At 48.1% G+C, this 13,377-nt stretch carries 10 protein-coding genes; 9 read left to right on the top strand and 1 reads right to left on the bottom strand.

The features are described from left to right. Positions 1-67 precede the first annotated feature (67 nt). Together BZG23_RS05140 and BZG23_RS05135 are read left to right on the top strand one after the other, a co-directional pair. Positions 68-1,081 (top strand): porin, encoded by a 1,014-nt coding sequence (locus tag BZG23_RS05140; protein ID WP_046073421.1) that lies wholly within the window; start codon positions 68-70, stop codon positions 1,079-1,081. Positions 1,082-1,157: 76 nt separating this feature from the next. Beyond that, a complete protein-coding gene (locus tag BZG23_RS05135) occupies positions 1,158-1,976 on the top strand; it encodes a DUF2057 family protein (protein WP_077606336.1) in 819 nt (272 codons plus the stop codon). Here the strand turns inward: BZG23_RS05135 and BZG23_RS05130 are convergent. Beyond that, on the bottom strand, positions 1,973-3,397 hold the full coding sequence (locus BZG23_RS05130) for an aminotransferase-like domain-containing protein (RefSeq protein ID WP_077606335.1): 1,425 nt from the start codon (positions 3,395-3,397) through the stop codon (positions 1,973-1,975). The two genes, BZG23_RS05135 and BZG23_RS05130, sit on opposite strands and share 4 nt — an antisense overlap. Before the next feature lie 150 nt (positions 3,398-3,547). On the opposite strand from BZG23_RS05130, the gene BZG23_RS05125 reads away from it, so the two are divergent. The 7 genes from BZG23_RS05125 (at position 3,548) to BZG23_RS05095 (ending at position 13,371) form a co-directional block, all read left to right on the top strand. Then, positions 3,548-4,912, top strand: coding sequence for a cytochrome ubiquinol oxidase subunit I (locus tag BZG23_RS05125; protein ID WP_077606334.1), 1,365 nt, complete (start codon positions 3,548-3,550; stop codon positions 4,910-4,912). A 9-nt stretch (positions 4,913-4,921) separates the two neighbouring features. Then, positions 4,922-5,923, top strand: coding sequence for a cytochrome d ubiquinol oxidase subunit II (gene cydB / locus BZG23_RS05120; protein ID WP_077606333.1), 1,002 nt, complete (start codon positions 4,922-4,924; stop codon positions 5,921-5,923). An 8-nt stretch (positions 5,924-5,931) separates the two neighbouring features. Continuing rightward, a complete protein-coding gene (locus BZG23_RS05115; RefSeq protein ID WP_241837180.1) occupies positions 5,932-6,057 on the top strand; it encodes a DUF2474 domain-containing protein in 126 nt (41 codons plus the stop codon). Positions 6,058-6,211: 154 nt separating this feature from the next. Then, a complete protein-coding gene (locus BZG23_RS05110; protein WP_046073416.1) occupies positions 6,212-6,565 on the top strand; it encodes a DUF805 domain-containing protein in 354 nt (117 codons plus the stop codon). Between the two features lie 122 nt (positions 6,566-6,687). Continuing rightward, positions 6,688-7,212: a GrpB family protein gene (locus BZG23_RS05105; RefSeq protein WP_046073415.1), complete on the top strand. Its 525-nt coding sequence runs from the start codon at positions 6,688-6,690 to the stop codon at positions 7,210-7,212. 172 nt (positions 7,213-7,384) lie between these two features. After that, positions 7,385-8,590, top strand: coding sequence for an EAL domain-containing response regulator (locus tag BZG23_RS05100; protein WP_241837179.1), 1,206 nt, complete (start codon positions 7,385-7,387; stop codon positions 8,588-8,590). Next, on the top strand, positions 8,587-13,371 hold the full coding sequence (locus BZG23_RS05095) for a PAS domain S-box protein (protein WP_077606331.1): 4,785 nt from the start codon (positions 8,587-8,589) through the stop codon (positions 13,369-13,371). The genes BZG23_RS05100 and BZG23_RS05095 overlap by 4 nt, the downstream gene beginning before the upstream one ends. Positions 13,372-13,377 lie beyond the last annotated feature (6 nt).

Genomic DNA, 13,377 nt, shown 5'->3' with positions numbered 1-13,377 from the left:
TGCACTCGATAAAACTTAATAAATCAACGAGGCAAAGCCCGTATCTTGCAGATAGCAGGAGTCTTTCATGAATAAGATTTTTAAGCGTTCGCTTATTAGTGCAGTGGTTGCATTAGGATCAACTGGCGCAATGGCCGCCGACCACGAAGGTGTGGTTGGTGTTTTAACTGACTACAATGTTGACCTTTATGGTGTTGCGGCTATTTCAGCCTTCAACCAAGAAGATGGTAACGGTTACGACTATGAAAATGAGTCTCGCGTCGGGGTTCGAGCCGGTAAGGCGTTTAATGACGACGTTTATATCTTCATGCAAATTGAGTCAGGGTATGTCGGTGAAGATGGAACAGGCGCGACATTGGGTAATCGTGATACTTTCATTGGTATGAAAGGAGACTGGGGCCAAGTGCGTTTTGGTCGTATGTTGACACCAATGTATGAAGTGGTCGATTGGCCCTATTCTAACCCAGGGTTAGGCCGCGTTTTTGACTGGGGGGCGGACACGAAGTCGCATTATGATCGTAAAGGCGATATTGCGCGTTATGACTCACCAGATTTCAGTGGCTTTAGTTTTGACGTGTCAGTGGGACGTGGCGATAAAGATGTCAAAGGCTCAAATCACTTTGGGGCCGCGGCACACTATACGTTAGCGGATGCATTTACCCTCCATGGTGGGTACGAATATAACTCTAATTATGAGGGTGACATTGATACCAAGGCGTATTTAGCTGGGGTTGAAATTCCACTTCCAGGTGGCTTTAAGGTGTCTGCCGCTTACAAATATAATGATGGCGTGTACAACACCGCGGGAGCTAACAAGGGGACTGAGGCAGAGCAAGATCAAATCTCAGTGGTTGGTGAGTACTGGAATGGTCCGTGGGGTTACCGCTTAGGTTATGCTGCAAATGGCGATTCTGATTTAGACAACAATGCCGATGTCGATGATAGTGATTCAGTGATTGCCGGCCAGCTAATGTACTCGAAGAATGGTTTCTTGCCTTATCTTCGTATTGGCCAGCACGATGCGGGCAATCTAGAGGACAAAAAAGCGTTTGCCCGTCTAGGTATCGAATATAACTTTTAACAGTAACACTTTGCCTTTCTATTCTTTTTTGCCGGCCAGGATGGCCGGTTTTTTTAACTTCCTGTAAGGGGGCTGTATGAAAGCAACTTTCCGTCTTGTGACCGCATCGAGTTGTCTACTTATTGTCGGTTGTACTAGCTTTGATTCGTCGAGTCAGTTTGATGATGTTGCGAGTTCAGTGAAAGAGCGTCGCCACTATGTGCAGGTGGTGACGAAATCGATCACGCCAGACATTCAGGTCTTGTCTGGGGCGAATGTCGTTAAAGCAAGTGCGAATTATGTGGCGAATTATCCCGTTGATAAGTCAGCAGGCCCCGACGTGGCTCCTTCCAAATTGATGACTGAAATCTCGTATTTTAAGAATTATCAAGAGTATGAAACCGTCACCATCAATGGTGAGACGCTGCCGCTTGAAAATACTCAAGTAACGTCAGAAACGTGCACGGAGCACTGTGTGACGACGCAATATGTATCATTTCCGTTCTCCCCAGACATTGCCAACAATTGGTCTGAACCACAGGTTACGTATACCTTCAATAGTGCTGGGGGCGGAAATCGGGTGCAATTGTCGATTCCCAACGCTTACTTTATGGCGGCCAATGATGAGGCGTCGCGTGTTTTAGGGCAACAAAGCCAGTCCGCTGTATCCGCGAGTCAGCCAATCTCAGTGAAAGACACAAAAGAGAAACCAGAAGAAATGGTGGACTACTGGTATCAGCAAGCGACTGACTCTGAACGCAGCGCTTTTGCGGATTGGGCGTTTGCGCATCGTGACGGAAGCGGTGTACTGCCGACCACTCAAAGTCAGGCTTTGCAGATGATGGGTTATTGGTATCAGCAGGCGACCCCTACCTCGCGGAAAGCCATCCTTACTTGGTTACTCAACCAATCTTAGTGCCTTACCAAGGCTTGAATGTGCTGTGCAATCAAATCACATAAGGTGGCCAGCGCATTTTGGTGAGCATGATCGAGTGGGTAAGAGGCATTGAGTCGAAAGCAATGGGCAAACTGTGCGTGTGTCGCAAACATGTTCCCTGGTGCGATACTGATATGATGTTTGAGCGCAAGGTGGTATAGGGCAGTAGTATCACTGCCTTTGGGCAAGATTATCCATAAAAAGTATCCGCCTGGGCTGTTAACGACTTCCACAGCTTGGGGCAAGTGATCGACAAGGAACTGACACGTCGCTCGCTTTCGCTCGGCAAGCGTGTGGCGAAGCTGCTTTAAGTGATGTTCATAGTTTCGGTTATGCAGGTAGTGGGCTACAGCAAGTTGAATGGGGACGCTGGTGGTCACCGTGCTCATTAGCTGCAGCTTTTGTAGTTTCTGGGCTTGATCGCCAGCGGCTACCCAACCGAGGCGAAACGCATCGGCCAAGGTTTTTGAAAAAGACGAGCAGTGCAAAACATGGCCGCTGTTATCAAACGCTTYAATGGGCTTCGGTTTGTGTTCCCCATCATAGAGTTCGCCATAGACATCGTCCTCGATTAAGTACACCTGATAGCGCTTGACGAGTTCGGCAAGACGCGCCTTCTTTTCATCTGACAGTGAGTACCCCAACGGATTTTGATGATTGCTCATCAACCAGCAAGCGCGAATTGGGTGTGTTTGCAAGGCGCGTTCAAGTGCATCGATGTCAATCCCCTCTGTAGGATGTGTTCGGATTGCCATCGCTTTGAGTCCGCGATTTTCAAGGGCTTGCAACGCGCCGTAAAACGCGGGGCTTTCGACTGTGACCCAATCGCCAGGTTGCGTGACCGCACGCAAGCTAAGATTTAACGCATCCAATCCGCCTGCTGTGATTACTATCTCATCGGGTGAGATTTGCATGCCCTGCGCTGCATAGCGTTGGGCAATCAGGTGTCTCAGTTGCGCATTACCCGGCGGGAGATTATCGACCACGCTATGAATCGACATAAAGCGCACGGCAGTGGTGAGCGAGCGATTTACTTGATGGCGAGGGGCGAGCAGGGGATCGACATAGGCATGCCCATAGCTTGCCATGCCGGGAGAGCGACTGGCTTGCAGGACATCGAAAATATAGTCATTAATATCGACCGATTCAGCAGGATGGAGGGCTGTATCCGTTCGGTTTTGGCTAAGTGCGGCATGAGGAGCGACACGATAGCCTGAACGGGGCTGTGAAACTATCCACCCTTGGCTTTCTAGCTGTTGATAGGCTTGGAGCACTGTCATTATGCTCAGACCTGAATAGGCGGCCTGTTTTCTCAGTGAGGGAAGCTTTTCTCCCACGTGCCAAATGCCAGCTTGAATCTGCTGTTTAATCTGTTCACTAAGCTTCTGATATTTAGACACCTTTACCCCCTTCAGTCTATTGGGCCGCTCAGACTATAACACGGTAGTCAGCAGGCTGTTATAGGTTAATCTGAACCGTCTGTATATGGGCACATTAATAATGGGCTTCTACCATGCGCGTTGGTCTAATTACTAAAGTGGACTTCACGTATGTTTGGTCTTGATGCCTTTATGTTGGCCCGTATTCAATTCGCGTTTACGGTTTCTTTTCACATTATCTTTCCTGCGATTACGATCGGCCTTGCCTGCTACCTTGCGGTGCTTGAGGGGCTATGGCTTAAAACTCGCGAGCAGGAGTACAAAACCCTTTATCTTTTCTGGTCGAAAATTTTTGCGGTCAACTTTGGGATGGGCGTGGTGTCTGGGTTGGTGATGGCATACCAATTTGGCACCAACTGGAGTGGCTTTTCCGAGTTTGCGGGCAGTATCACTGGCCCCCTTCTGACTTATGAGGTACTCACCGCTTTCTTTTTAGAAGCCGGCTTTCTCGGCGTCATGCTGTTTGGTTGGCAACGTGTCGGTGATCGCTTGCACTTTTTCGCCACGTCTATGGTCGCGCTGGGGACGGTGATCTCTGCCTTCTGGATTTTGGCCTCCAACAGTTGGATGCATACGCCACAAGGGCATGAAGTGGTTAATGGTCAAGTGGTGCCTGTGGATTGGTTCGCGGTGGTCTTTAATCCCTCTTTCCCTTATCGCTTGGCGCATATGGTCGTCGCGGCGTTTTTATCCAGTGCCTTATTTGTTGGTGCATCGGCGGCGTGGCACCTGCTTAAAGGGCTGCGCAGCCCAGCGGTGAAGCGGATGTTTTCGATGTCGATGTGGATGCTGTTATTCACCGCGCCTATTCAGGCTTTTATTGGTGATTTGCATGGCTTGAACACCTTGGAGTATCAACCTGCCAAAATAGCAGCGATGGAAGGGCATTGGGATAACAGCCACGGCGAGCCCACACCGCTCATTTTGTTTGGCTTACCAGATATGGAGGCGGAAACCACTCACTATAAAGTAGAAATTCCCTATTTGGGTAGCCTGATCTTAAAACACAGTTTGACCGAGCAAATCCCTGCGCTAAACGAATTTCCTGCTGAGGATCGACCTAATTCGCCCGTGGTTTTCTGGGCGTTTCGCCTGATGGTGGGCTTAGGACTATTGATGATCACACTTGGGCTAGTGGGAGCGTGGCAGCGTTATAAAGGTCGCCTTTATGAACATCAAGGTTTGCTTCGTTTTGCTTTCTATATGGGACCCGCAGGTTTGGTCGCGATTCTTGCAGGCTGGGTAACCACTGAGGTAGGGCGTCAGCCTTGGGTGGTGCATGGCCTTTTACGCACCCAAGATGCGGTGTCTGCCCACGGTGACTTGCACATGAGTATTAGCTTGATCAGTTTCTTTGTGGTGTACGGCTTGGTCTTTGGGTTGGGGTACATCTATATGATCCATCAAATTAAATTAGGACCGGATCAGCACGATAACACGCCGCATGAACCGTTAACTGTCTCTGGTCGTGTGTAAGGGGGAAACATGGATTTAGCAATGATTTGGTTTGGCATCATCGTGTTTGCCACCTTAATGTATATCGTGATGGACGGATTTGATTTAGGGATCGGTATTCTGATGCCGTTTGTCACTCAACGCGAAGAGCGCGACTTGATGGTTAACAGTGTCGCTCCAGTCTGGGATGGCAATGAAACCTGGTTAGTCCTTGGTGGGGCGGCACTATTTGGTGCTTTTCCTTTGGCGTATGCCGTGATTGTCGATGCGTTAACGATCCCTCTCACCCTAATGTTGGTAGCGCTTATTTTTCGCGGCGTGGCGTTTGAGTTCCGGTTCAAGGCGTTACCCGGCCATCATGGCTTTTGGGATACCGCTTTTATGGCGGGGTCGATTTTTGCCACCTTTTTCCAAGGGGTGACTGTAGGCGCGGTGATTGAAGGCTTTCCTGTCGAGGGACGCGCTTTTGCCGGCGGTGGACTCGATTGGTTGGCACCGTTTCCTATCTTCTGCGGGATAGGCTTGATCATTGCGTACGGTTTACTGGGTGCTACTTGGCTGATCATGAAAACCGAGCATGCGTTGCAAATGCGTATGTACCACCTTAGTCGTCGACTCGTCGTGTTGATGGCGGTAAGTATCGCGATAGTCAGTGTTTGGACACCACTCGCCTATCCGGGGATTGCGGAGCGTTGGTTTAGTTTGCCAAATTTGCTAATGCTCTCCCCGGTTCCTTTATTGACGGTTTTTTGTTTGCTACGCCTTTGGCGTACCCGTCCTGATCACGCTCATCACCGTCCATTTATCATGGCGCTGTGTGTCACTTTGCTCGGATTTATTGGCCTCGGCATCAGCATTTGGCCGCATATCATTCCACCCAAGATCACGATTTGGCAGGCTGCCTCACCACAACAAAGCTTGCAATTTATGCTGGTTGGCGCGGTGTTTATCATTCCAGTTATTTTGATGTACACCTATTGGAGCTACCGCGTCTTTAGTGGCAAGGTAAATCCGGATGAGGCTTATCACTGATGGTTGGCATGACAAAACCTGCTTGGCAGCGCTGGCTCTGGTTAATCGTGATCTGGATAGCCAGTGTGGCGGCACTGGGGGTTATTTCTTGGCTATTTAAGCTTTTGATGCATGCCGCGGGTTTGCAAAGCTAGCTGCCGTTAACTTTCTATTACGTGGCGAATCAGTGATAAGCTTCTCAAGCTGATGATAAAGCGGTCGGATGTCTTATCACTGAAATAGTACTGACTCGATAGTCCGTTCTATGATACGTGCGAACACTTCTTTCAACTAAAAATAGGGTTACGTATGGAATGGTATTTAAAAGTGCTGCGCAATTATGTCACTTTTTCAGGGCGCGCCCATCGTCGAGAGTATTGGATGTTCTTTCTGGTTAACTTTTGCATCTCCTTGGCGCTAAATATTGTCGCTGAAGCGACGGGGCTGGTGTTGCTGAGCATTGTGTACTCATTGGCGGTACTACTGCCAACCTTAGCCGTTACATCAAGGCGCTTGCATGACACGGGACGTTCTGCATGGTGGCTGCTGATTTCATTCATTCCTATTATCGGGATGATTGCGCTGCTGGTGCTTTGTGCATTGGAAGGGGATCAAAATAACAATCAATACGGTTCTAACCCTAAGCTTGCGGAAGGCGTCTAGTAAGGTGGTGTGATTTGTTTGCATGGGAACTGCTGGTACGATAGCCAACTAACTTGAGTCAATGTGTCGCTCATGCCGACTCACTCGTGTTTACCAGCATTCTTTTTTACCTTAGGTGCCACATGATCACACTCGAGCCCTACCAATTAGTTGACGCCAGTTTCTCTCCTTGGCGTCCTATTTACTTAGACGTTGCCCAAGCCTTGTCTGACCATATCTCGACACCTCGTATTGAGGTACTGCATTTTGGTTCAACATCAGCCAAAGTCGGTGGCAAAGGGATCATTGATTTATCTATTCTTTATTTCTCAGGAGAGCGAGAAAACGCAATTACCCATCTTTACGCGCTAGGCTTTCAAGATCAGCACAGTAAGCAGCCGTTTCCCGAACACCGCCCTCGTAAAGACGCCTCCGTAACCTATCAAGGTGAGCGGTTTTTGATTCATGCTCACGTGATTGAAAAAGACAGTGATGAACATCATCGTCAAATTGCATACAAACAGTATTTGCTCGATAACCCTGATGTGCGCGCCGAGTACGAAGAAAAAAAGCGCAACATTTTAAAAGCAGGCGTTCACGAACAAGACAGCTACGTAAAACATAAAGCACCGTTCGTGAAAGCGGTTCTCAACGACATCGGCGAGTGAATATACGCTCAACGTCCTTCTCTTACCCTTTTTCACACGTCACTAGACTTTAGTCGTATAGGTCGATTGTCACTCAAGTGCACCCGTTATGGTTGGTCTATAGTACTAAAGTAGGCACGAGGTGGTAAACCTTGAGGCGTTTGCTTTTCTAAAGGGCGAAGAGGGGCCGTGAGTGAGTGACTTCCAACAGGGAATATTAGTTGTTGATGATCAGCAAGTGGTTCGGCACACACTGGCGCTATGTCTTCAAAACCTTGGTTTCACTAGAATTTATCAGGCCGAAAATGGTCGGGAAGCGAGAAAGATCCTGAGCTCACATTCGATCCGGTGCGTGTTCTGCGATCTCAATATGCCGGTCGAAGATGGGTTTGAGGTACTCAAGTTTTTGGATGCGCAAGCCTACCCAGGCGCCATAATATTAATGAGTGGCGAGGAGGAGGAAGTGCTGGCCTCAACCGCCAATTTGGCGCGCCTTTATCAACTGAATATCATCGAATGTGTCGCCAAACCGCTTTCATTTGCAACAGTCAAACGACTGCTGAGCGCCAGTGAGCGTGAACTAGACACAGAGGCTAACCACGCGCCGCACTCACTAACGCCGCTCACTGCCAAGTTACTCAAAGGATACATAGATAAAGGAGGGCTAAGCGCGTTTTTCCAGCCGCAAATTTCCTTGTCCTCTGGTCGCCTTAAGGGGTTTGAGGTCTTGGCTCGCCTATTTAAACCTGATGACAGCATGGTTTTTCCCGACCAGTTTATCCCCACCGCAGAAAAACATCTTGAGAGCATCACTGACCTCACCAAACGCGTGATTGAGTGTGCTTACAGCGATATCAATCAGTATGGAAAAGATATCGGCAATTTATCATTTGCCTTCAATATATCCGCCAAAGTGTTGGAGTCGGCAAACTTTCCACAGTGGTTACAAGCAACAACCGCCAAGTATCAATTGCGTCCAGAGCAAGTGATCTGCGAGCTAACAGAGACGGCTTTTACCACTGATCAGGCGACCATTGACACCCAAATGCTGCGCTTAAAAATGATGAAGTTTAAATTATCCATCGATGATTTTGGCACGGGTTATTCGTCCATTGCCCAACTGCATTCGATTCCTTTTGATGAGCTCAAAGTGGACAAGCGCTTTGTGCTTGATTGTTTATCGAATACAAAATCTGCGGCTGTGGTTGAACAAAGTATTCAACTCGCAAAAGCAATCGGGGTAAACGTGGTGGCGGAGGGGATTGAGAATCAAGAGGTGTGTGACTTTGTTAAAGCACTGGGATGTGACATTGGGCAAGGCTACTTTTACGCCAAACCAGAGCCACTGAGTGTATTTGATTGGCGTTCAGCCAGTATTCAGGGTGGGAATCGTGAATGAAGTTTTCTGTGAAGCTACCTATTATTTTGCTGATGCTGGGCGGTTTAATGTTGGCATCTGTTACTGTGGTCTCTTGGAAAGGCCGCGAACTGCTTCAAGAAAGCACATTAACTAACATAGAGCGAGAAGCAGCACTACTGATTCGATTGATTGAAAGGAATCTTTTTGAAAGGTATCACGATGCACGCGCGTTTCCTTTGTCTTTAGGAAGTATTGAATCAGATAGTCTGAGTAACCGCCAAGTAAATGACAATACGGTAAGAAACCTTAACGAGTTAATCGCTAATTACAAAGTCTACCGTCGCATTGCGATAGTAAGTATGGAGGGCGAATTACTGGCGATAAATAATCAAAATAAGCATGGTAAATCGCTCGCGCCTCTTGACCTTTCCAAAGCACAAATTATGAACAGTGTTTGGTTTAATGAGATCCTTAACGGCCAAACCCTCGCCCCCGAACAACCGAATAGTACGTATGTAACCGGGCCAGAGCGTTTTATTTTCGGATCCAATGCTTCCTCTTACGACATGATTTTTGCGTCTGTGATCCGTAATACCGCGAATCGGCCTGTCGGTATATGGGTCAATGTGGTCGATTTTTCTACGGTCGAATCCATTGTGGCCGAAAGCTACGACTTACTCGCCAAACGCGGGCTCGTTAGTGCGGAATTAACCCTCTTAGACCGCCAGGGCCGTATTATCGTTGATTATGATCCTGTAGGACAAAATGAATCAACGTATCAAAGGGACTTTCAAGTTCTGGGTAAATTAAACTTGGCGACGAATGGTGTCGAAGGGGCGAGATTAGCCGTCGCTGGATTAACGGGGTCAAACATCTCAACACACTATCGAAAACAAGTGGATCAGGTCACGGGGTTTGCTCATACCGAAGGTGCGTATGATTATCCAGGACTGGGTTGGTCAGCGATGATCCGCGTCGAAGTTGGAGAAGCGCTGCTTGCGCCCAATAATCTGTATAAAAATTCGTTTATCATGACTGCCACGCTGCTGTCGTTGATTGTACTGCTGGCCTTTTATGTATCACGACAAGTTTTCAAACCTTTAGGGCAGCTGAGTACCGCGGTGCGAAAATTGGCGCGGGGCGAGCATAACTTTTCCCTACCGCAGCGAGACCGAGGCGATGAAGTTGGGGTCATGGCCAGTGAACTGCTCAAACTGCGTGATATGGTGAGCGAGCGAGAAAGCTTAATCAGAGAAACCGAAGAGCAGCGCTTCCAGTTGGATATTCAAAGTCGCGCTATCGAAGCGACGGCAACAGGCATCATTGTCTCTGATGTTAGGCTTGCAGATTACCCCATTATTTATGCCAATAAAGCGTTTGAGACCTTAACAGGGTATAGCTCGAAAGAAGTGGTGGGCAAAAACTGTCGTTTTTTGCAGGCCGATGATCGTGATCAGCCAGAGTTTGATCGCCTCCGCTATGCCCTTAAAAATGCCTTATCTTGCTCCGTCGTCGTGCGCAATTATAAAAAAGACGGCACGCTTTTTTATAATAATCTACGCCTCGATCCCATCTTTGATGAAGTGGGCTCGTTAACCCATTATATTGGGATGCAGTCGGACATTACCGACCTCAAACAGGCAGAAGATGAGGCGAAACTTAAACTCGAACAAGAAATACAGCGCCGAACGCAAGACTTACAAGAATCCGAAGGGCGTTTGAGGACGGTGTTTGACACTGCACTTGATGGCATGGTGGTGATCGATACGCGGGGTAATATCCTTGAAGTTAACCGCTCATTGGAGCTTATATTTGGACGAATCCGTGAAGAGCTGGTGGGAGAAAATGTCTCTATTTTGATGCCAGATAAGTATAAAGCTGACCATGATGGATTTATAAGTCAGTACCAGTTAACAGGGAGTAAAAAGCTGATTGGCACACCACGAAAACTACAGGGTTTGCATAAATCCGGGCGTGAATTCCCCATTGAGGTATCCGTTGGCGAAACTTGGTTTGGCGATACCCAGGGGTTTGTCGGTGTGATTAAAGATATCACCGTAGAGGAGGACGTTAAGCAGCGAGAGCAACGTCTTCAAGATGCGCTAAAAGAAAGAGAAGTCATCTATAGAACTGCTTTTGATCAGGCGGCAGTGGGTATATGTCGTGTTGACCTAGAGGGAAACTTTATTGAGGTCAATGACAGAATGAGTGAATTGCTCGGATATAACCAAGAAGCGCTGTTGCAATTAAGCTATCAAGACATCACTCATCCAGACCACTTATCAGCAAGTATCAAACACGTCACTCAACTTGCCTCGGGCGAGAGCCGATCGTTTTCGATGGATAAACAATATATTAAGCAAGACGGAGAGGTGCTGTGGGCCACGGTATCGGTCGCGACAGTGCTCGATGAAAATGGTGCGACCAAGTACTTCATTGCTGCGCTGGAAGATATTAGTCAGCGCAAAGCGATAGAAGGCGAGCTGCTCTCAGCAAAAAGGGCGCGAGATGAGTTGCTTCGCGGTATGCAGCTAGCATCTGATGCAGGCGGGATTTGCAATTGGTCAATGGATGTTACCACGGGGGAGCTTAAGTGGGACGCTAACATGTATCGCCTATATGGGATTGCACCTGAAGCGCCAGTGAATTACGAGGTCTGGCAGGCATGCCTTCATCCCGATGATCGTCAACATGCGATCAAAGAAGTAGAAACAGCACTAAACGATAGCAATGTCTTTAATGCCGAGTTTCGCGTGATCCACCCTCAGACTCAGAGGGTCAGTTGGATTAAAGCCGCGGGCAATGTGGTGAAAGATGAGCAGTCGGGACGAGAAATGCTCTTTGGCATCAATTTAGACATTACACATGAGCGACAGACACAAGCCAAGCTAGAGAAAGAATCGGTCATGGCGAGAAAAGCCAACGAGGCAAAATCTCGCTTTTTAGCCACTATGAGCCATGAAATTAGAACGCCCATGAATGGTGTGATTGGCATGGTGGACTTATTAAAAGAAACGCCTCTGGAGCCAGAGCAATCCAAAATGGTGTCGACGATTCGAGATTCTTCGTTCTCTTTACTTGAAATAATCAACGATATTCTCGACTTTTCCAAAATCGAATCAGGACAGATGGAGCTCGATCCGACCGATGTTAACGTGCTCGACCTAATTGAGAAAACCTTAGACGCACTATGGATTAGTGCTGACCAAAAGGGCGTCGAGCTCTTTTTCTCACATGACTACGCTACCCCTGACTTTATCTTGGTTGACCCGGTGCGAGTACGCCAAATTCTTCTTAACTTACTGGGGAACGCCATTAAGTTCACCAGCAAAGAAAAAGAGGGAGGCCATGTCTTTGTCAAAACAGCATATTGTCATGACAGTCAGATGCTTACATTGAGCATCCAAGATACTGGCGTCGGCATGACGCACGAGCAGATGGATAAACTGTTCAAACCCTTTACACAAGCGGATAGTTCCACCACTCGGCGATACGGCGGAACGGGCCTAGGATTGAGTATTTCCAAGTCATTTGTCGATATGATGGGTGGCGATATTGCGGTTGAGAGTGAGTTTGGTAAAGGCAGTGAGTTTATAGTGCGAGTACCTGCGCCTAGCAGCGTCAAAACTCATGAAACCAGCCGGCGTTATCCGTTTTCCGCGTTTTCTTTCGTCGTATTTATCGACCATGAGCCGCTCAAAAATACCTGTTTAGCATTACTTGAAAGCTTATGTCCTGGCGAGATTCTGGATGCTAAGGCGACGGTGCCGGCCAACTGGAATCCGGATACTATGATTGCGGTGACAACAGATGCAAGTATTTTGCAAAGACATCAAGGTATGCGGTGCCTGTTGTTGGGGAATGATTTTGGTGGAAACGATGCTTATCGGCATCCAGGGCCGTATCGGTTAAACCGGTACCCCCTTAAACCCAGTGAGTTTGTGCTCGGCGCTGCAGTGATGTGCGGGCTTGAAAGCCCGGATGTTGATTGGAATGAAGCGGTATATAGCAATGCCTTTGCCTATAGCAGTCAGTTAGATGCACAGGTGTGTGGCACCATTTTATGTGCAGAAGATCAGCCAACTAACCAGCTTGTCCTCGCTAAGCAGCTAAAACAGCTTGGTTATTCATTTGAAATGACATCAGACGGCAAAGAAGCACTTGAGAAATGGCATCAAGGGGAGTACGCGATGCTCTTAACAGACTGTCATATGCCTGAAATGGATGGTTTTGAATTAGCGGCTGAGATAAGGCGGCTAGAGGCAGAAGATAATCGCGAGCGTACCTTAATTATTGCCATCACCGCGAATGCACTTGTGGGAGAAGCGGATCACTGCCTGCAAGCGGGGATGGATGATTATATTTCCAAACCTGTTGAGCTTGAGACACTCAAGCGCGTGTTGGCATTACGTCTGAGAGGAAGAGCGTTAAGAGAGGGCGAGCCCACGCTGACTCAGACCAGCGAAGAAGCCTCTCATACCGAAGCACTCATCGATGACCGTCAGCTCGAGAAAGTCATTGGCAGCTCAGATCAGGAAATGAAGCGCGCTATATTGTCTATGTTTTGGGACGGCGTGTCGGCGGATGTCAATGCGCTTGAGCAGGCCATTGTCGGGGCCGACGATGAAAGAATAAGAGCCATTGCACATGGGGCAAAAGGTGCATCTGCATCAAGTGGGGCGATGCGTTTGAGCGAGTTATTCCGAGTTATCGAAAAAAGCAGTCACGATCTCGAACAAGTAAAAGCCGTGTTTACCGAAATAAGTGCAATGATGACCGCAATCGAAACCGATCTGCGGGAAGAAAAAATCATTCAATGAATGTAA

Origin of the sequence: Salinivibrio sp. ML290 (assembly GCF_001995695.1) — a bacterium.
Classification (GTDB): Bacteria; Pseudomonadota; Gammaproteobacteria; order Enterobacterales; family Vibrionaceae; genus Salinivibrio; species Salinivibrio siamensis.
Note: the sequence above shows the minus strand (reverse complement) of the source record. Positions and strands in the feature narration are given on the sequence as shown.

What these genes read in the sequence shown, in the direction of transcription:
- BZG23_RS05140 (WP_046073421.1), top strand. Translation starts at nt 68, where the DNA reads ATGAATAAGATTTTTAAGCGTTCGCTTATTAGTGCAGTGGTTGCATTA.
- BZG23_RS05135 (WP_077606336.1), top strand. Translation starts at nt 1,158, where the DNA reads ATGAAAGCAACTTTCCGTCTTGTGACCGCATCGAGTTGTCTACTTATT.
- BZG23_RS05125 (WP_077606334.1), top strand. Translation starts at nt 3,548, where the DNA reads ATGTTTGGTCTTGATGCCTTTATGTTGGCCCGTATTCAATTCGCGTTT.
- cydB (WP_077606333.1), top strand. Translation starts at nt 4,922, where the DNA reads ATGGATTTAGCAATGATTTGGTTTGGCATCATCGTGTTTGCCACCTTA.
- BZG23_RS05115 (WP_241837180.1), top strand. Translation starts at nt 5,932, where the DNA reads ATGACAAAACCTGCTTGGCAGCGCTGGCTCTGGTTAATCGTGATCTGG.
- BZG23_RS05110 (WP_046073416.1), top strand. Translation starts at nt 6,212, where the DNA reads ATGGAATGGTATTTAAAAGTGCTGCGCAATTATGTCACTTTTTCAGGG.
- BZG23_RS05105 (WP_046073415.1), top strand. Translation starts at nt 6,688, where the DNA reads ATGATCACACTCGAGCCCTACCAATTAGTTGACGCCAGTTTCTCTCCT.
- BZG23_RS05095 (WP_077606331.1), top strand. Translation starts at nt 8,587, where the DNA reads ATGAAGTTTTCTGTGAAGCTACCTATTATTTTGCTGATGCTGGGCGGT.